At 38.3% G+C, this 18,561-nt stretch carries 20 protein-coding genes; 1 reads left to right on the top strand and 19 read right to left on the bottom strand.

The window, feature by feature from the left end; genetic code table 11:
• Positions 1 to 12: 12 nt before the first annotated feature.
• Positions 13 to 2,067, bottom strand: a complete 2,055-nt coding sequence (gene flhA / locus V5290_RS08615; RefSeq protein WP_333384566.1) for a flagellar biosynthesis protein FlhA — start codon at positions 2,065 to 2,067, stop codon at positions 13 to 15.
• Here flhA and V5290_RS08610 point away from each other — a divergent pair.
• Positions 2,003 to 2,140, top strand: coding sequence for a hypothetical protein (locus V5290_RS08610; protein ID WP_333384114.1), 138 nt, complete (start codon positions 2,003 to 2,005; stop codon positions 2,138 to 2,140). The genes flhA and V5290_RS08610 overlap by 65 nt on opposite strands.
• A 232-nt stretch (positions 2,141 to 2,372) precedes the next feature.
• Here the strand turns inward: V5290_RS08610 and flhB are convergent, their stop codons facing one another.
• The 18 genes from flhB to V5290_RS08520 all read right to left on the bottom strand — a co-directional run bounded on the left by flhB (position 2,373) and on the right by V5290_RS08520 (position 18,320).
• Positions 2,373 to 3,512 (bottom strand): flagellar biosynthesis protein FlhB, encoded by a 1,140-nt coding sequence (flhB, locus tag V5290_RS08605; RefSeq protein ID WP_333384111.1) that lies wholly within the window; start codon positions 3,510 to 3,512, stop codon positions 2,373 to 2,375.
• A gap of 31 nt (positions 3,513 to 3,543) precedes the next feature.
• Entirely contained in the window at positions 3,544 to 4,335 is a 792-nt protein-coding gene (gene fliR / locus V5290_RS08600) for a flagellar biosynthetic protein FliR (RefSeq protein WP_333384109.1), read from the bottom strand.
• On the bottom strand, positions 4,335 to 4,604 hold the full coding sequence (fliQ, locus tag V5290_RS08595; protein ID WP_113817545.1) for a flagellar biosynthesis protein FliQ: 270 nt from the start codon (positions 4,602 to 4,604) through the stop codon (positions 4,335 to 4,337). Before fliQ ends, fliR begins: the two co-directional genes overlap by 1 nt.
• Before the next feature lie 8 nt (positions 4,605 to 4,612).
• Positions 4,613 to 5,356, bottom strand: coding sequence for a flagellar type III secretion system pore protein FliP (fliP, locus tag V5290_RS08590; protein ID WP_333384104.1), 744 nt, complete (start codon positions 5,354 to 5,356; stop codon positions 4,613 to 4,615).
• Positions 5,349 to 5,774, bottom strand: a complete 426-nt coding sequence (gene fliO, locus V5290_RS08585; protein ID WP_333384102.1) for a flagellar biosynthetic protein FliO — start codon at positions 5,772 to 5,774, stop codon at positions 5,349 to 5,351. The genes fliP and fliO overlap by 8 nt, the downstream gene beginning before the upstream one ends.
• Positions 5,771 to 6,157 (bottom strand): flagellar motor switch protein FliN, encoded by a 387-nt coding sequence (gene fliN, locus V5290_RS08580; protein WP_333384100.1) that lies wholly within the window; start codon positions 6,155 to 6,157, stop codon positions 5,771 to 5,773. The genes fliO and fliN overlap by 4 nt, the downstream gene beginning before the upstream one ends.
• A gap of 36 nt (positions 6,158 to 6,193) precedes the next feature.
• Entirely contained in the window at positions 6,194 to 7,210 is a 1,017-nt protein-coding gene (fliM, locus tag V5290_RS08575; RefSeq protein ID WP_333384097.1) for a flagellar motor switch protein FliM, read from the bottom strand.
• A gap of 16 nt (positions 7,211 to 7,226) precedes the next feature.
• Complete coding sequence (locus V5290_RS08570) at positions 7,227 to 7,730, bottom strand: flagellar basal body-associated FliL family protein (RefSeq protein ID WP_333384094.1); 504 nt, start codon at positions 7,728 to 7,730, stop codon at positions 7,227 to 7,229.
• A 106-nt stretch (positions 7,731 to 7,836) separates the two neighbouring features.
• Positions 7,837 to 9,738: a flagellar hook-length control protein FliK gene (locus tag V5290_RS08565; protein WP_333384092.1), complete on the bottom strand. Its 1,902-nt coding sequence runs from the start codon at positions 9,736 to 9,738 to the stop codon at positions 7,837 to 7,839.
• A gap of 71 nt (positions 9,739 to 9,809) precedes the next feature.
• Positions 9,810 to 10,268 carry a flagellar export protein FliJ gene (gene fliJ / locus V5290_RS08560; protein ID WP_333384088.1) on the bottom strand — a complete coding sequence of 153 codons (459 nt, stop codon included), beginning with the start codon at positions 10,266 to 10,268 and terminating at the stop codon, positions 9,810 to 9,812.
• Between the two features lie 11 nt (positions 10,269 to 10,279).
• Positions 10,280 to 11,611 carry a flagellar protein export ATPase FliI gene (gene fliI, locus V5290_RS08555; protein WP_333384086.1) on the bottom strand — a complete coding sequence of 444 codons (1,332 nt, stop codon included), beginning with the start codon at positions 11,609 to 11,611 and terminating at the stop codon, positions 10,280 to 10,282.
• On the bottom strand, positions 11,604 to 12,608 hold the full coding sequence (fliH, locus tag V5290_RS08550) for a flagellar assembly protein FliH (RefSeq protein WP_333384083.1): 1,005 nt from the start codon (positions 12,606 to 12,608) through the stop codon (positions 11,604 to 11,606). The genes fliI and fliH overlap by 8 nt, the downstream gene beginning before the upstream one ends.
• A gap of 47 nt (positions 12,609 to 12,655) precedes the next feature.
• On the bottom strand, positions 12,656 to 13,705 hold the full coding sequence (gene fliG / locus V5290_RS08545) for a flagellar motor switch protein FliG (protein ID WP_333384080.1): 1,050 nt from the start codon (positions 13,703 to 13,705) through the stop codon (positions 12,656 to 12,658).
• Complete coding sequence (fliF, locus tag V5290_RS08540) at positions 13,698 to 15,407, bottom strand: flagellar basal-body MS-ring/collar protein FliF (RefSeq protein ID WP_333384076.1); 1,710 nt, start codon at positions 15,405 to 15,407, stop codon at positions 13,698 to 13,700. The genes fliG and fliF overlap by 8 nt, the downstream gene beginning before the upstream one ends.
• A gap of 41 nt (positions 15,408 to 15,448) precedes the next feature.
• Entirely contained in the window at positions 15,449 to 15,775 is a 327-nt protein-coding gene (gene fliE, locus V5290_RS08535; RefSeq protein WP_333384073.1) for a flagellar hook-basal body complex protein FliE, read from the bottom strand.
• A gap of 192 nt (positions 15,776 to 15,967) precedes the next feature.
• Entirely contained in the window at positions 15,968 to 16,546 is a 579-nt protein-coding gene (locus V5290_RS08530; RefSeq protein ID WP_333384070.1) for a hypothetical protein, read from the bottom strand.
• A gap of 184 nt (positions 16,547 to 16,730) precedes the next feature.
• Positions 16,731 to 17,948 (bottom strand): ammonium transporter, encoded by a 1,218-nt coding sequence (locus V5290_RS08525; RefSeq protein ID WP_333384068.1) that lies wholly within the window; start codon positions 17,946 to 17,948, stop codon positions 16,731 to 16,733.
• Between the two features lie 33 nt (positions 17,949 to 17,981).
• Positions 17,982 to 18,320: a P-II family nitrogen regulator gene (locus tag V5290_RS08520; protein ID WP_290039113.1), complete on the bottom strand. Its 339-nt coding sequence runs from the start codon at positions 18,318 to 18,320 to the stop codon at positions 17,982 to 17,984.
• Between the last annotated feature and the right edge of the window lie 241 nt (positions 18,321 to 18,561).

The raw sequence follows: 18,561 nt of genomic DNA, 5'->3' as shown, positions 1-18,561 counted from the left end.
TGATTACAACCATTATTGCCCAACTGAGCTAATTATTTTAATTTGCTTATCATCTGGGATTTCCTGATAAGACAATATATGTAGGCTCGGAATTGTATTTTTAACAAATCGAGCTAATGTGCCACGTAATACACCGGATGTTAATAATACTGCCGGCTGCCCTACTAATTCTTGTTGTTGAGCCACTTCGATCAGTGAATTTTGAATGCGCTCTGCTAATCCAGGTTCAATACCCGCTCCATCAGCCCCACCTGCTTGTATGGACTTATGCAGTATTTGTTCCAACTCTGAAGACAGTGTAATCACAGGGATTTCAGGTTCACTGCCAATAATTTCTTGTACAATCATGCGTTTTAATGAAATTCGACAGGCAGCTGTCAAAACTTCGGCATCTTGGCTTCGTGGTCCATAATCCACTAGAGTTTGTACTATAGAACGAATATCTCGTATCGCTACATTCTCATTCAAAAGTCCTTGAAGTACTTTTACTACCGTACTTAATGAAAGTACCTCTGGAACCAGCCCTTCAACTAACTTAGGATGTTTCTTCGCTAGCATATCCAGTAAGTTTTGCGCTTCTTCATGGCCTAACAACTGTGCCGCATGATTACTGAGTATTTGACTTAAGTGTGTTGCTACAACCGTCGCTGTATCTACTACAGTATAGCCTAATGCCTGTGCTTGCTCTCTTTGTGAGTCATCTATCCAAACCGCCTCTAATCCAAAAGCAGGGTCTATCCCAGTAATACCATCAATAGGACCAAAAACTTGACCAGGATTAATCGCCATATCTTTGTCATGGTAGATATCAGCATGGCCACAACCGACTCCCATCAAGGAAATGCTGTAATGATTAGGAGACAGATCAAGGTTGTCGCGAATATGCACAGGTGGAATTAAGAATCCCATCTGCTGAGATAATTTTTTACGTACCCCTTTGATCCGATCTAATAACTGGCCACCTTGAGATTTATCCACTAATGGAATTAAACGATAACCAACCTCTAAACCGATAGTGTCAACACTGCGAACATCATCCCAACCTAACTCTTTAACTTCAGCAGCACCGGCATCTGCAGCAGCGCCACTTTGCTGTAAGGCTAATGCAGTTTCCTGTTTCGTTTTCAAACGTTTTAGTTGCCAATAAGCTCCACCAGCAGCAACAGCACCCAATGTTAAGAAAGCTAAGTGCGGCATACCTGGGACGATACCCATTACTAGAAGAATACCTGCGGTTATCATCAATGCTTTAGGATCATCAAACATCTGACCAAGCATACGGTTACCCATATCTGCCTCAGTGTTTTCACGTGTTACCGTGATTGCAGCAGCTATCGATAATAATAAAGAAGGAATTTGCGCCACTAAACCATCACCAATGGTTAATAGTGTGTATATCTCTGCGGCTTCAGAAAGAGGCAAGTCATATTGCACCATTCCAATAATAAAACCGCCGATAATATTGATAAATAAAATCATGATCCCGGCAATGGCATCACCTTTAACAAATTTACTCGCACCATCCATTGACCCATAAAAATCGGCTTCCATGGTGACTTCTTCACGACGTAAACGCGCTTGATCTTGATTAATCAACCCCGCATTCAAATCTGCATCAATGGCCATCTGTTTACCTGGCATTGCATCCAAAGTAAAACGAGCACTCACTTCTGAGATTCTTCCCGCCCCCTTGGTCACCACTACAAAGTTAATAATCATCAAAATGATAAAAACAATTAAACCAACAGCAAGGTTACCGCCAATTACCACTGAGCCAAAGGCTTCAATAACATTACCAGCTGCATTACCGCCTTCATGGCCTTCTAATAAAACAACACGTGTTGAAGCAACATTTAAGGCTAGGCGTAATAAAGTCGCAATTAATAGCACTGTTGGAAAAGCAGCAAAATCTAAAGGACGTTTAGTGTAGATAGAAACTAAAAGTACTATTAACGCCAAGGCGATATTAAAGGTAAACAAGATATCCAAAAGCAGCACAGGCATGGGTAGAATAACCATACCTAAAGTAGCAAGTACCAAAATAGGCGTACCTAACCCACCGAAAATAGCTGCTCGTTTAGACCAAAATGATGTGAAGATTGCGTTAATAGTGTCACCTAAAAATAAATATGTTAACTAATATTAAATATCTAATAGTGGTTACTCTAACCAACTAATTTAAATATTAAAAGCGGTGGATGCTCTGTATATGGGAGAAGCATCATTCGAATTTAAAAAATAATAGATGAATACACATTAAAGCGATTGCTGAAGTGTCAAATTATTTTCTGCACCTTAGTAATAAGCAAATATAATACCAATTAATTATAAAAGCCAAAAAACAACTTCACTAGAGGAGAGATAGGGACGAATTAATTAGGGTAGATGAAATCATCCGGTATAGGAATTTCTGTGGGTAGAGCTTTAGGTCTGCCAGACTTACCTTTTCTGAACTGCTCCAACTGGTAGATATAAGCTAAGATCTTAGCGATAGCGATAAATAATTCCTCAGGTACATCTTCACCAATTTCAGTAGTGTGGTAAACCGCACGGCATAATTGTGGTGATTGCATTACTGGGACTTCATACTCTCGCCCTACTTCGCGAATTTTTAATGCCATAAAATCAACACCTTTGGCAACTACATAAGGTGGACGATCTCCTTCTTTATCGTATTTAAGTGCCACTGAATAATGAGTTGGATTGGTAACAATCACATCTGCGTCAGGGATATCTCCCATCATAGTTCGTTGTGACATCTCATACTGTAGTTGACGAATCCGTTGTTTGACTTCGGGTTTACCCTCAGAGTTACGAAATTCATCTTTGACCTCTTGCTTGGTCATCTTCAGTTCATCATTGTGTTTATATATTTGGTATGGAACATCAACAGCGACGATCACCAATAGCGACAAACATAATAATAGAAACATCCAGCTAAGCATATCTAATGCTTCAAAAGCACTGCCAGGTAGTTGACTAATAGATAGGTGTAAGATGTGTTCAAAAGTAGCAGCTAAAATCGCCCAAGCAACGCACATTACCACAGCGACTTTTAAAATAGATTTGAGTAACTCAACCCAAGCTTGCATACCAAACATACGTTTAAAGCCAGCTTTAGGACTCATTCGGCTAAACTTCGGCATCATGGCTTTGGTACTAAATAACATGCCACCTAACAAAGAGCTGCCTAAAATAGAGATAATAAATAGCATTAATAAAATAAGAAAAACAGGCATACCCAAACCGCTGAAACCATCGACCAATACATGCCACATATGCTCAGGTGAATAGATATCAGCGCGCTCAAAAGTGAAAGCACGTTTCATCATTACGGACAATTCGTAAGCAAGTTTATCACCAAAGACAAACATAGATAGCGCAGCTGCAATTAATACCGATGCAGTCGCTAACTCTTTAGATCGAGCTACCTGCCCCTTTTCTTTGGACTTTCGTACTTTTTCGGGGGTGGCTTGTTCGGACTTATCTGTACCGTTTTCATTTTCAGCCATGACTTATCCTTTGCTACTCATAGATACACCATTAAGGTTTTGCACAAGGGTTATTAAGCATTTCACACATACTAGTTACCCCTTCAGTCCATTGATTTTCAAAATGCATAGGTACATTTAATAATGTAATCCACAATACAAATAATCCGAAGACCATGCTAATAGAAAACCCTAAACTGAATATATTCAACTGTGGTGCTGCTTTAGTCATGATACCAAAGGATAAATTAACCAATAGCATCGCTACCATGGAAGCAATAGAAAATGCTAAGGCAGCATGGAACATTGTAGAAAGCCAATCAGCGACATGGTAATAATCCAATGCTAATAAGCCACTTTCAGATACAGGCAAAGTACTAAAGCTTTTGATAATCATTTCAATCATCAATAAATGACCATCCACACCTAAAAATAATAGTGTTACCAGTAGCACATAAAATTGCCCGACGACGGGAGAACTTTCACCACTTAAAGGGTCAGCCATGGAAGCAAACCCTAAACTGGTTTGCATCGCTATAATTTGACCGGCAATGACAAAGGTTTGCATGACAAACACAGAAATCGTGCCTATTGCCACTCCAATTAAAACCTGCTGAATAACAACAATAAAACTGTTAAGTGAAAACAACTCAATATTGTCAGGTCCTGCAGGGATAGCAGGCAAGGCGATTAATGTAATAGTTAAGGCATAAAATAAGCGAATACGAGTAGGTAGTGTCTTAGAGCCAATAGCAACCATCACCATCATCATGGCGGCAATACGACTAAATGCCCATAGATAACTGGCAATCAAATCTAAAATAAGATCCGCTGAGAAGACCATTAGCCAACCACTTGTGGAATCTGATCAATCATAGACACAAAGAACTCCATTAACTTGCCAAATCCCCAATGAGCACCAAACGCAAGTGCTACTAAGGTCATAATAAGGCGAGGTAAAAAGCTTAATGTTTGCTCATTAATCGACGTTGCAGCTTGAAAGATAGCCACTACTAAACCTACTAATAAGCTGGGTATGATCACGGCAGAAACTAGGATCAATACCAACCATAATGCTTGTCTAAAAATGTTAACAAAAACTTCCGGTTCCATAAGTCTCCTTACAACCCGAAACTATTAGCTAAACTGCCCATGACTAAATTCCAGCCATCCACTAATACAAATAACATTAACTTAAACGGTAAAGAAATAATCATTGGCGATAACATCATCATCCCCATAGCCATAAGGATACTCGCCACTACTAGATCGATAATCAAAAAAGGAATAAACAACATAAAGCCGATTTGAAAAGCCGTTTTTAACTCACTGGTTACAAAAGCGGGAATTAATACGGTAATAGGCACTTCTTCAGGCGTATCAACTTGTACATCTGCAATTTCCATAAACATTTCAAGATCTTTTAAACGCGTTTGTGACAACATAAACGTCATCATCGGCTTTTTGCCCTCTTCCAATGCTTGCACAATAGTCATTTCTTCATTGAGATAAGGCTGTAGAGCAGTTTCATTAATGCGATCAAATACAGGAGCCATGATAAAGAATGTCAAAAACAGAGCGATACCATTAATCACCTGATTAGATGGTGAGCTTTGTAGGCCTAGCGCTTGGCGAAGAATCGACATGACCACTACAATACGAGTAAAGGAAGTCATTAAAATTAGCATTGCCGGTAAGAAGCTCAATGCCGTCATAAAAGCTAATACTTGCAACGTAACACTGTATTCCTGATCGCCTGTTGGACTAGTTGTTACGGTCACTGCAGATAAAGCAGTTGGGTCGGCTAACACTTGTGGCGCAAATATTATTAGACTTGAGGTTAATAGCCAGAGTAGTTTATTCATTATTTTTCTTTCCTACTTTGGATAAGACAGTTGCAAACGCATCTTTAAATGAGGGGTTTTCAGGAGTATCAATAACTTCTTGATCAACGGGCTCTAACTGGTCAAGTAAATTAACTGAATGCTCACTGACACCTAACAAGTATTGCTTACCACGCACTTCGATGATTTGTACACGGCTTTTATTAGTCAGAGCTTGCGTTGAAATCACTTTAATTGCACTGTGTTGACCACCATGACGGATCAAGTTGCTCTTTTTCATTAAAAATGCAAATAAAAAGATACAAGCAAGTACTAAAATCAAAGAACCAAGCATAGTACCAATAGCTAACTCCGGACGTTTACTTGTTTCCTCAAGCGCTATTGCAGGTAAACTTGATGCCACTGTTATAGCGCTAATCATCCATTTGAATAGCTTCATTTTAGTTTTTTAATACGTTCAGTTTGACTGATCACATCGGTTAGACGGATACCAAACTTATCATTTACAACAACCACTTCACCATGAGCAATCAAAGTACCATTAACTAATACATCTAGTGGTTCACCAGCAATACGCTCTAGCTCCACAACTGAACCTTGATTAAGTTGTAGCAAATTACGAATGTTAATTTTACTACGCCCTACTTCCATTGAAATAGTGACTGGGATATCAAGAATACTATCTAGACGTTCCAACTCCTCATCACTCATTGGTTTTTTGGTGTCTTTGAGCTCATCTAAATCAATGCTTTTAGCTTCAGCACTCTCAGACTCTTCTAATGCAGCAGCCCAATCATCAGCCATATCTTGTTCTGTACTCATTATTTAATTCCTATTATTACATCTGCAACAGTATTACTAAACTTCTCTTAAATCTTCTAACTGAATTTGTGTTTTTTGAATTTCAGGTCGATTAATCTTTTCTGTTATTTTTAAGGCATAATTATCATTTGCCTTACCTAATGTGGCACGAAAACTAGGCAAACCTTCAACTGACACTAACAAACTCTCAGGTAAGTCCACCGGAATAATATCTCCGGCTTTCAAATGCATCATTTCTCGTAATGACAACTCTTTTTCAACAACCGTAGCATCAATCCCAACATCTACATCCATGATTTCATCTTCAAGCGCTTGAGACCAACGTTGATCGGTATCTTCTTTATCGCTTTGAACACCTGCATCTAATAATTCACGAATTGGTTCCAACATAGAATAAGGCATAGCAATATGAAAATCACCGCCGCCGCCATCAAGCTCAATATGAAATGAATTAACTACAATTACTTCTGTTGGACTCACAATATTAGCCATTGCCGGATTCACTTCAGAATCAAGGTATTCAAATTCTGCATCCATTACTGGAGCCCAAGCATTATGGTAGTCTTCAAATACTATTTTTAATAACATCTGAATGATACGTCGTTCAGTTGGCGTAAACTCCCTGCCTTCAATTTTAGCGTGGTAACGCCCATCTCCACCAAAAAAGTTTTCTACCAAAATAAAAACTAAGCGGGCTTCCATGGTGATTAGCCCTGTTCCTTTCAACGGGCGAAAACGCACCATATTAAGACTGGTAGGAACGAATAATGTGTGAACATATTCACCGAATTTAAGCATTTGTACGCCGTTAATAGATACTTCAGCGGTATGACGTAACATATTAAATAAACTAATGCGCAAATGACGAGCGAAACGTTCATTAACCAACTCCAAGGTCGGCATCCGTCCACGTACAATTCTGTCCTGTGATGAAAAGTCAAAATGAGCATGGGTATCACCCGAGTCAGTTTCACTATTATCACCGCTGTCCTCATCGACATCATCAACACCATGTAATAGCGCGTCGATTTCATCTTGAGATAATAAATCCATGCTTAACCCTTATCTATTACTGTAAAACAAAACCGGTAAATAATACCGTATGGATTAATGCACGTTGCTCAACCAAATTAGTGGCTTTATTCAGCTCTTCAAGCGCAGTCATTCGTAATTCATTCTTCCCTTGTGGGCTGCGTAACTGATCTACAGAAGCTTCGCCAAATACCGTTACTAACGTGCTTTCTAATAAAGGAATATGTTTACGTACTAACGTAGTGTCCGCTTTATTATCAACAATTAACTGTACTTTAATTTGTGCAGTTCGATTCCGATTCCCTTCCGTAACATTAAATACAAGCGGTCTCGGCATCGGCACATAATTAGCTTCTAATTTTTGTACTTCTTCTACAGCAACGTCTTTTGCTATATCTTCGCTTTCTGAATCACCACTAAAAAATAGAAAGAAAACAGCAGCTCCTGCGATAATTAGGACTAATACAGCTGCTACTATAATAATGATTAATTTCTTTTTACCTGCAGGTGCTTCACCAGTTGCTTCATTTTCTTCGGCCATCAATACTCTCCTTAAAAAAACCAATGTTTATAGGATTTAAACCTAGGTAAATAATACACTGATTTTAATTGTCATTTTTCCGTTAATCCAAGAAGTTTAAAAATTATTATGCATAATAATCAATTCCTTGCTCATTAGAAGCGATTTTTGAAGGCATCCAAATGGCAGTACTATTATCTTCAACTATATCAGTATGACTAGCACTACGGCTATTCATCGCTTGCATCGATTGGCGCTGTTCAGACTGTTGTTGCTGTTGAGATTGTTGCTCAACATTTGCATCACCTAACTGAATACCTTGCTGTGCTAATTGTTCTCTTAACCGTGGCATATTTTGATCAATAATATCTTTACTTAAGCTAGCTTGAGTTTGAATATTTAATTGAACCTGATCCTGCTGAACTTGCACTTTAATAAACATAGACCCTAATTCCGCAGGGTCTAATCTAATTTGTACTTCTTGCTTACCTTCGGACAACATCATCATTACGCGCTCTCCCATCATATGAGCAGCTTGTTTAGATTGAATATCTAATGGTTCTTGCAAAAGGTTATTCGTCGCTTGCATATGCTGATTCATTGATACTAGCTTATCAGACTGAATAATACTGGTTTGAATAGGTTTAGCGCCATTCACATCCATAACTGTTTGGGTAAGAGCTTGTCCCTCTACTTTTAATGTGGGCAGCGTGCTGTCTTTACTATCTAAGGGCTCATTCTCTTGCACTGAATCTGGCAACACTAGATTAGATTGCTCTTTAGTAAGCTCTATTGTTTTATTGCTTAAAGTTGATAAACCTTCTTGTTTTCCTTCCTCTAATGCGGCTGCTTGCTCTTGCGATGCATTAAGCATAGAAGATTGAACACTTTCTTTTGCTCCTAATAGGCTCATTTTTTCGATACTATTAGTAGAGCTACTTTCACTGCGATTATTAACATTCGTATTAATTTGTTGTGCATCCTGAATACTAGATAATAATTGAGCCTGTTGCGATTTTATTGCATCTCCGTTGTTTAACGAAACTGTTGAATCAACACCTTCAGTTGAGTCCTCTTGAATACCAAAATTGTCTTTAGTAACTTGACCATTCAAATTATCAAATGTAAAAGCTTCACTTTTATTCACTTCTAAATCTTCAATATCATTTTTGTTTAATGTACTTGGTTGTTCAAATACATTTTCAAATGCCAAACCAGCGCCTTTTTCTATTTCTTCTGTTTCATCTGTTTCATCATCAAGGTTATTGCCGTCAATATCATCGATACCTTGAAAGTCGAGTTGCTCACTGTTCGATGACTGATCATTTTCAACATTGACTTTATGGCTGTTGACTGTCGATAATATTATTGGCGTCTGCTGAGGCGATGCAACCTCTACAGCTTGTTCAGGAACAAGAGTACTGGTTAATTGAAGAGAGCTTTTATCACCTAATTGATCAGTATTAATGGTACTTGAATTAAGTTGGGTTTGATCGGTCGCCTCATTAAAGGTAGCTAGGTCAGTTTCTTGTTCAGCAAGTTGTGCATCATTATTACTTTGAGGTGCTTGAGGCTGTACATTAGTTTTATTAAGCTCTTCTGATGAAGCAGATAAATTTTTTGTATTCTGAATGTCAAGTCTATCCTCATCACTTTCAGCTACACCTATTTGTAGTTTACCTTCCTGAACCTTCAACTCTGAGTTAGTTGAAACTGCTACTTCGGATATTTTATTACCTTCAACTTTATTAGTTAATAACTGAGGGAGCGCCTGTTTTTTGGTCTCAAGATCACTCTGATCTTTAGATGCTTTAAACTCATTCTCATCAACCGAATTTTCAAAGCTAGCAGCTGTATTAAGTATTTTATGTTCTTCAATATTATCATTTAACAGTTGAGAAAAAGCCTGTTGCTTTTGTTCAGAACCGCTTTGCTCGCCAGATAAAATAGACTGATTTACAATTTCACTCTCTTTATGTGCTTTCAAATCACTAGTTGTTGTACTAGGTAACATCAAAGGCTGAACCATAAAAATTCTCTCTATATTTAAATATTATCTACCGTTAAGTAGATGGTTATAATCATTAATTTAAATAATGATTAGTTATATTCTTGCTGTGATTGTTTATTTCTGAAAAACTGAAAAGTCGCAAATTCATCTAATAATTGTTGTTCTTTTTTGTCTTCTAACTTAATTTTTTCAAGTGCTTTTTTCTCTAATAATAGTCCCATTGCCTTATGAGCTACCTGGCTATCAGTCCACTTTCGCTTTGCTTCACGTACTGCATATTCAAATTTAACAAGAGAAGATTGTTGATTACTTAAACCTTGATCGATTTGAACGATGAATTGTTGGTATTTACTCAAAGTAGAAACCGTTAAACCTTGTGATCCCTTCTCGCTTAACTGAGCAATATATTGACGACGGTATTGATGTAGGTTTTGCAATTGATTACGTTGCTCAAAAAGTTCATTTTTAGCCTGTTGATAAACTTTTAATGCTTGATCAACTTGCTTCTCTCTTTGCTCATAAACAAGCTGTAATGCATTCACTGCCATAATGTAATCCTTTAGCTATTTACAAACTCCTGCGTCAAAACGGCAAGTTGTGTCAAACAATCATTGTAACTAATGCTGTCTTTCATACCTTGTTGCAAGAAATGATCCAACCTAGGTTTAATTAATATTGCTTTGTCGATACGAGGGTCACTTCCACGCGCATAAGCTCCGATAGTGATCAGTTCTTTATTTTCTTCGTAGAGCGAATATGTTTGTTTTAGTACTCGTGCCAGGGTTTGATGCTCATCTGAAGTGACCATCGGCATTACTCGACTGATCGATTTAGCCACATCAATTGCAGGGAAATGCCCTGCATCGGCTAAGTTTCTGGATAATACAATGTGCCCATCTAAAATAGCACGAGATGCATCCGCAATAGGGTCTTGTAAGTCATCACCCTCAGTTAATACGGTAAAAAAAGCACTAATTGATCCCTGATTGTCATTACCGTTACCAGCACGCTCAACTAAGGCAGGTAACTTAGCAAAAACAGACGGCGGATAGCCCTTTGTCGCTGGAGGCTCGCCAATAGCCAATGCGATCTCACGTTGTGCTTGTGCAAAACGTGTTAAAGAATCCATCAGCAATAATACATTTAGACCTTGATCACGAAAATATTCTGCAATGGTTAAAGCCGTTTCACAGCCTTTTAAACGCATTAAAGGTGACGCATCAGCGGGAGCGGCAATAACCACCGCCCTAGATCGGCCTTCTTCACCTAATATTTCCTCAATAAACTCTTTGACTTCTCGACCACGTTCACCAATCAACCCAACGACTACCACGTCAGCATTTGTGCCGCGAGTCATCATACCTAATAACACACTCTTACCAACTCCAGAGCCTGCAAACAGCCCCATTCGCTGGCCTTGACCAACGGTTAATAGTGCATTGATAGCTTTAATGCCAGTATCTAGTGGAGACTTAATTGCTTTACGGGAGAGAGGATTAATACGAGTATTTTGGTAGCCACTCATGTTATTAGTTTTAACATCACCTTTACCATCAATAGGGTTCCCCATACCGTCAAGCACTCGGCCAAGTAACTCCATCCCAACAGGAATCCCTATCTCTTTTGTTTGGGGAATAACTTTTGCACCGGGCAACACTCCAGTTAACCTTTCACTTGGCATTAAAAATAAACGATCACCAGAGAAACCCACCACTTCAGCATCAATATAACCATCATTGGTTTCAACTTTACACATGCTACCAACTGCAGCACTACAACCTACAGCCTCTAAAGTTAACCCAACAACTCTTACTAGCTTTCCTGCTACCACGGGGTGAATAATGGACTCACCTACTTGGTACTGGTTAATACGCTGCGCTAAACTATTCATCAGCTTCCATTGTGGTTTTATTGTTTTGTTGCGGATCTTCAGCAAGATCTTCCGTAGCTTCTGGTTTAACTTCTACACTTGGCTCTTCACTATCGACATGGCTTTCATCTTTTTCATTTTCTTCAAAGGCTTCAGCAGCTTTATTTAGCATATCTTCCGTTTGCATTTCATAATCTATAGGGTGATCATTACTCAGCTCACCATCATTACTAACTTCAGGTGTGTTCTGATAATTTTCTTTTAAGAAGTGTTTTAAAACTTGGGTAATACGTGTTGAGAAAGCGTAATCAATACTCGATGTTTGAGTTTGTATTTGGCAATCTCCACGTAATAGGGTTGGTTCAGATCTAAGATCCCAACCACGTTTTTCACACTCTTTTTCAGAGAAGGCATCTTGTACAAAGCTTAAATCTTCAGGATTTAAGCTAATAATAATATGTTGTTCATTGACGGGGAGTGCTTCAATGCCTTGCTTCAAAGCTTGTAACACAACCTGAGGGTTAACCGTGACCTCACAACGTACCATCTGCTCTGCCAAACTAGTTGCTAAGGTAATTAATTGAAACTCGACGTGTTCATCTAGTTTTTCTAATGGTCTATGTAAACGTGAAACCAATTGCTGCCAGTGTAGAGTTTGTACATCTACTTTGACTTGCCCTTCTGTTAAACCTTCCTGTAGCCCTTGTGCAAGACCTTCTTCGTGACCTTCTCCCAAGCCTTGTAACTTGCCTTCTTCTAGACCTTTGTTGTATCCGGCTTCCTTACCTTCATTGAACCCATCCTCATAAGCCGATGCACGAATCGCTTCAATATCTTCTAAAGTTAAGGGTTTTGGGCCTTCCTCTTTTGTTTCATTTTCTTCAGCGGGAGTATCTTGATACCAACTTGCAGGACGACCGAAAAGATCTGTGTTATTTCCATCAATTGAAACATCTTGTTCGAAATCTGGAATTGACCATTTCTCAAATGTATTGTCGTCATCATTATTAGAAGCCATCTATCTACCCTATTATTCAGTATTCGCAGGAGCTATTGTCTTAAAAATTATAAGAACTCATCTCCACCGCCGCCACCCAGCATTAACTCACCAGCATCGGATAATCGTCGAGCAATATTAAGGATCTCTTTTTGTGCAGCTTCAACTTCACTAATTCTAATAGGCCCCATTGCTTCGATATCATCCGCAAGCATTTCTGCTGCACGTTTTGACATATTCGCCAACACTTTATTTTTAAGTTGTTCATCAGCACCTTTCAAGGCTAGCTGCAATTGATCTGGCGGAACATCTCGTAATAGCGTTTGAATACCACGGTCATCTACGTCGATAAGATTATCAAACACAAACATAAGATCTTGAATTTGTTGGCTCATATCTTCATCAGACTCACGCAAGGAATCCATTAACGGCCCCTCTATTGCTGTATCTAAGTAGTTCATAATATTGGCAGCCGCTTTAGCACCACCCATTTTCGCTGCTTGTGCACCCGCTTGACCAGCAAACTGTTTCTCCATAATCTCATTGAGTTCTTGTAGTGCAGCTGGTTGCACCTCTTCTAAGTCTGCAATACGCATCATTAAGTCTAGACGCACTTTTTCAGGAAATTGCGTTAAAATTTCAGCTGATTGTTCAGGGTCTAAATAAGATAAAACAATGGTTTGAATTTGCGGATGTTCATTTAAAATAATACTTGCAACCTGACGGGCATCCATCCACTTAAGAGAATCTAAGCCTTTAGAGCCGCTGCCTAAAATGATTTGATCGACTAAGTTTCCTGCTTTATCTTCACCAAGCGCTTCAATTAATGACGAACGAACAAAGTTTTCACTGTCTAAACCAATGTTACTGTACTTTTGAATGTCTTCGATAAAAGCACGGTGTACACTACTTACTTTTGCCTGAGAAGAATCTTCTAAAGCCGCCATTTTCATACCTAACTTTTGTACTTGTTTTGGCTCTAAATTCCTGAATATTTGAGCAGCATCTGCAGGTGTTAAACTCAACATTAATAACGCAGATTTTTCTACACCGGTTAACTCAGCAACATCGAAAGTAGCAACCTTGGTTGACTCTTTATTGTTTTCATTCTCACTCATCTTGTATTAACCACTCTTTAATTACTTGTGCTGATAAACCAGGCTCATTGGCCACTAAAGATCTTACCGCTGTTAATAGATCTTCATCTTTATGTAGGTCAGGTAATTTAAACTGACCATTACTCATTCCAAACTCAAGACTTTCATTATCATCATCCGACAACATCTGTAAGTTATCATTCTCTACTGAGCCAATAGCACCGCCTAATTCATATTCTTCTGCATTTTCAAGCGACTCAGGGTATAAGAGTTTTTTCATAATTGGGCGTACAATTAATAACAAAGTCAAAATAATGACAAATAAGCTACCACCAAATCTTACATAACCTTGGAAGCTTTCCGTTTCCCATAATGCTTTCTCTGGCTCTACAGGCAGCTCAGGACGGTTAAAACTAACTGATGCCAGTGCCAAAATATCGCCGCGTGCTACATTAATTCCTAATCCGCCAAGTAACAGTTGTTTAATATTTTCTACTTCTGCTGCACTTCGTGGCGTATAAACAACTTCACCGGCATCATTAGTTGACTTGGTATAATCTAATGCCACTGAAACCGCTAACCTATCTACCTTACCAACTTTATGTTTAGTATGAGTGATGGTAGTGTCAACTTCATAATTACGTGTCGATTCTGTACGAGAAGCGCCATTGTTCTCTGCTTTTGCATTTTCTGCTGCTTCCTCTAACTCTTCAGGAATTGCCCCATTAGCAGGTGGTTGGTTAGATAACGCCCCTGGAACAGAGCCAATAACTGCACCTAACGATGATTTATCTTCGATCAGCATCTCACTGCGAACTGCTTGATTAGAGGGGTTAAAGGTTTTTTTAGTTTCTTCGACAACAGTGAAGTCCATTACTAAATCAACTTCAGAGGTGTAATTTGCAATACCTAATACAGGTATAAGAATAGCATCAATTTTTGACTTATATTCATCCTCTCTTTCACGCTGCATAGCAAATTCTTTACTCGTTTGCGCTGAGCTACCCGTGCTACTACCAGAATGTAATAAACGGCCTCTTTGATCTGTTACTGTTACATTATTTGGTGAAAGCCCTTGCACTGCAGATGCAACTAGATCAACAATTGAATCGACTTCCTGCGCTGATAACGCATAAGAACGTGCGCTAGTAACAACAACCGTAGCACTAGCTTGTCTTTCTTTACGAGCAAACACACTCTCTTTTGGAATAGCTAATAAGACTTGCGCATTCGTAATATTTTTCATCTCTTTAATCGCAAGTGCCAATTGGCGTTCACGACTTAGTTTTAATCTTTCTTTTTCAACACGTTGACTTACACCAAACCCCATATCTTGTAATAAAATATCATCGCCATTATCCGCATCATCATTGGCTAAACCTGCTCGTGTCATCAGCAGCTTTACTTTTTGATATTGATCCGACATAACAGATACATTATTACCTTCAAGCTTATAAGGGATTTTCTGTTGATCTAAGAAGTCTAATGTGGAAATAAGCTCATCTGTCTGATAAGTCCCTAATGGACGATATTCAGCTTCCTTCCCCCATGACCAAATGATCACAACAATCGCTAACACGATTAACAAACCAATAATCATGCTAATTTGACGTAATACATCTACATTAGAGAAAAATGATGACACCGCGCTTTTTTGCGGAGTTGCCACTTCATTATCATTCCCTTCTAACAATAGATTTGCGTTGCTTGCTGAATCAGACACAGGACTTCCTTTTTAACGAATTTACTTTTAACAAAAGCTGATTAAACAGGCATGCTCATAACTTCTTTATAAGCTTCAACCATTTTATTACGCACTTGTACGGTTGCATCAAAAGCTAAACTTGATTTGTTAGCTGCAATCATCACATCAGATAAACTGACATTTTCATCGCCCATTTCAAAACCATTACGTAAATCAGAAGTGTTCTGCTGTAAACCATTCACATTTTCAATTGCTTGTTTTAGCATGGCAGAAAAATCAGCAGGAGCAGGATTGACTGAAGAAGTGTTTAATTCACGACTTAATCCCTTTGCTTCCACACTTTGTGTTTGTAACTCTTTAAACATTGATGCTGCGTTAATATTCATAATGATTAGCCTATTTTTGACACTGATACTTGTAAAAAGCAATTACTATGCCATTAACTAAAAATAGGTATTAATTTATATTGAAATAGAGTGAAGGTAAGTTGTAATGCGGGGAGAAATTAAAGACTAAGGGGTAGGTAAAGTTGAGAACAATGGCACTAAATTAATTTAATGCCATTAATTTTTAACTAGTTATTGAGCGTTTAGTTTCTCAATCTCTTTATCTAACGCGAGATCAGCACGTTCTGCTTTAAACTCTTGGTATAAAATATCTTTTTGTTGTGCATTAACTGTACGCTCAGATGCACTAATCAACTGATCAAAGATCGCTTGCGTTGATTGTTGGCCAATACCAACTAATACACATAAATTAGTTTTATCAGCAATATCTACAATATCTGTTTGAATTGGATTGGTGCCCACCAAAGTTTGCTGCGTAACTTGTTTAGATACACTTGAGAAAGTTGTACCTGATTCAACACCAGAAGATGCTTCAATTTTATCACGGTATGTTTTATCCATCGCACTAACACGTGTTTCAATACGTTGGGCTAAAGATGTACGCGCATTAGCAACAGCTTGCTGTTTATCAATAGACATATTGCCAGACCATAAAACACATTCAGAAACGGCAATTCCATCATCAATCTGAGGGTTTAAGATCCATCCAGGGATATCTCCTACAGCCGTTTCCTGCACCGGATCACTAGTAGAGCAAGCAGTTAATAAAACGAGAGTAGATAGGCTTAATAGAGACTTTATTTTTAACATTATCATTCCTTAATTAAAATAATAATACCAACCACTAATGAATGTCATCGGTATAACCTAATAACAGTCTAAGTTATTTATTAATTATTTACATAAAAAAATCCCCATTTTATTAACTAAAATGGGGATTTAAATTATTTTAGTAATTAAGTCGCACCATCAATGATGCAAGACTTATTAATTACTAGTTTTTAAATTCTGGGTAAGCTTCAACACCACAATCGTGCATATCCATACCAGCATCTTCTTGTTCTGCAGTAACACGAATACCCATAGTTACTTTGATGATTGACCAAACAACCCATGATGCGATGAATACAAATCCGAAGATAACTGCTGCACCGTAAAGCTGAGTCATCACAGATGCACCATCGTTAGACATTGGTACAATTAACAGACCAAATAAACCACATACACCGTGTACAGAGATAGCACCTACTGGATCATCAATTTTTAATTTATCAAGACCTACGATGCTGTAAACAACGATGACACCAGCAACTAGACCAATGAATGCAGATGCTAATGGAGATGGTGATAGTGGATCAGCAGTGATTGCAACTAAACCTGCTAATGCGCCGTTTAGAATCATTGTTAAATCTGCTTTACCCCACTTAAATTTACTTACTAATAAAGCTGCGATAGCACCTGTTGCTGCTGCTGCATTAGTGTTTAAGAAGATTTGACCTACTGCTGTTGCATTTTCTGCATCAGAAACAAGTAGTTGAGAACCACCGTTAAAGCCGAACCAACCCATCCATAAAATGAATGTACCTAATGTAGCAAGTGGCATGTTTGAACCTGGGATTGGATGAACACTTCCATCTTTACCGTATTTACCACGACGAGCACCTAGTAAGATAACCGCTGCTAATGCTGCAGCTGCACCAGCCATATGAACAATACCTGAACCAGCGAAGTCACTGAAACCAGCTTCGCTTAAGAAACCACCGCCCCATGTCCAGTAACCTTCCATAGGATAGATGAAACCAGTTAGGAATACTGAGAAGATTAAAAATGCCCATAGCTTCATACGCTCAGCTACTGCACCCGATACGATAGACATTGCTGTTGCAACGAATACCACTTGGAAGAAGAAATCAGATTCTAAAGAATGATCTGCACCTTCAGAAGGTGAACCAATAAGAGAACCAAAAGAAGGTAACCAACCACCAGCGCTGTTATCAACATACATGATGTTGTAACCAACTAATAAGAACATAGTACATGCAATTGCATACAGAACGATGTTTTTAGTTAAAATTTCAGTTGTATTTTTAGAGCGAACTAAACCTGCTTCTAACATGGCAAAACCCGCTGCCATCCACATAACTAGTACACCTGATATTAAAAAATAAAAGGTATCTAGTGCAAATCGTAGTTCTGTAACTGTTGTTTCCATAATAGTAATCCTTAACTTATATAAACTTGTGGTTTAAAGTGCTTCTTCGTCGAATTCGCCAGTACGAATACGAACGACTTGCTCTAATGGCTGAATGAAAATCTTACCATCACCTACTTTCCCTGTATTAGCTGCGCTAATAATAGCCTCAACTAAACGTTCGATATCTTCGTCTTTAACCGCAATCTCTAATTTCACTTTAGGTAAAAAATCAACTTGGTATTCTGCACCACGGTACAACTCTGTGTGGCCCTTTTGACGACCAAAACCTTTAACTTCAGAAACCGTGACACCTGCTATACCAATACCCATTACAGCTTCACGTACTTCATCTAATTTAAATGGTTTAATAATTGCGGTTAACATTTTCATCATATATTCCTTTAAAGTGTATTAAACGTTTGTTCATAGTCATCTATTAACAACTAACGTGCCAGAAAATATTAATTCATTAATAACAATAACTTAACAAACAAGCACTCCTAATTACATATCCCAAGCGCACCATAAAGGTGCAGTAATAAAGCGAACGACGCACCGATATGAACCAGATAAAATCTTTATCAAGAAAACAATTAATGAACTTTGTAAATGCTTGATTGTCATGTTTCTT

The sequence above is a fragment of the Psychromonas arctica genome, from assembly GCF_036697365.1.
Classification (GTDB): Bacteria; Pseudomonadota; Gammaproteobacteria; order Enterobacterales; family Psychromonadaceae; genus Psychromonas; species Psychromonas arctica_A.
Note: the sequence above shows the minus strand (reverse complement) of the source record. Positions and strands in the feature narration are given on the sequence as shown.

What these genes read in the sequence shown, in the direction of transcription:
- V5290_RS08610 (WP_333384114.1), top strand. Translation starts at nt 2,003, where the DNA reads ATGGGTAGAATAACCATACCTAAAGTAGCAAGTACCAAAATAGGCGTA.
- flhB (WP_333384111.1), bottom strand. Translation starts at nt 3,512, where the DNA reads ATGGCTGAAAATGAAAACGGTACAGATAAGTCCGAACAAGCCACCCCC.
- fliR (WP_333384109.1), bottom strand. Translation starts at nt 4,335, where the DNA reads ATGGTCTTCTCAGCGGATCTTATTTTAGATTTGATTGCCAGTTATCTA.
- fliQ (WP_113817545.1), bottom strand. Translation starts at nt 4,604, where the DNA reads ATGGAACCGGAAGTTTTTGTTAACATTTTTAGACAAGCATTATGGTTG.
- fliP (WP_333384104.1), bottom strand. Translation starts at nt 5,356, where the DNA reads ATGAATAAACTACTCTGGCTATTAACCTCAAGTCTAATAATATTTGCG.
- fliO (WP_333384102.1), bottom strand. Translation starts at nt 5,774, where the DNA reads ATGAAGCTATTCAAATGGATGATTAGCGCTATAACAGTGGCATCAAGT.
- fliN (WP_333384100.1), bottom strand. Translation starts at nt 6,157, where the DNA reads ATGAGTACAGAACAAGATATGGCTGATGATTGGGCTGCTGCATTAGAA.
- fliM (WP_333384097.1), bottom strand. Translation starts at nt 7,210, where the DNA reads ATGGATTTATTATCTCAAGATGAAATCGACGCGCTATTACATGGTGTT.
- V5290_RS08570 (WP_333384094.1), bottom strand. Translation starts at nt 7,730, where the DNA reads ATGGCCGAAGAAAATGAAGCAACTGGTGAAGCACCTGCAGGTAAAAAG.
- V5290_RS08565 (WP_333384092.1), bottom strand. Translation starts at nt 9,738, where the DNA reads ATGGTTCAGCCTTTGATGTTACCTAGTACAACAACTAGTGATTTGAAA.
- fliJ (WP_333384088.1), bottom strand. Translation starts at nt 10,268, where the DNA reads ATGGCAGTGAATGCATTACAGCTTGTTTATGAGCAAAGAGAGAAGCAA.
- fliI (WP_333384086.1), bottom strand. Translation starts at nt 11,611, where the DNA reads ATGAATAGTTTAGCGCAGCGTATTAACCAGTACCAAGTAGGTGAGTCC.
- fliH (WP_333384083.1), bottom strand. Translation starts at nt 12,608, where the DNA reads ATGGCTTCTAATAATGATGACGACAATACATTTGAGAAATGGTCAATT.
- fliG (WP_333384080.1), bottom strand. Translation starts at nt 13,705, where the DNA reads ATGAGTGAGAATGAAAACAATAAAGAGTCAACCAAGGTTGCTACTTTC.
- fliE (WP_333384073.1), bottom strand. Translation starts at nt 15,775, where the DNA reads ATGAATATTAACGCAGCATCAATGTTTAAAGAGTTACAAACACAAAGT.
- V5290_RS08530 (WP_333384070.1), bottom strand. Translation starts at nt 16,546, where the DNA reads ATGTTAAAAATAAAGTCTCTATTAAGCCTATCTACTCTCGTTTTATTA.
- V5290_RS08525 (WP_333384068.1), bottom strand. Translation starts at nt 17,948, where the DNA reads ATGGAAACAACAGTTACAGAACTACGATTTGCACTAGATACCTTTTAT.
- V5290_RS08520 (WP_290039113.1), bottom strand. Translation starts at nt 18,320, where the DNA reads ATGAAAATGTTAACCGCAATTATTAAACCATTTAAATTAGATGAAGTA.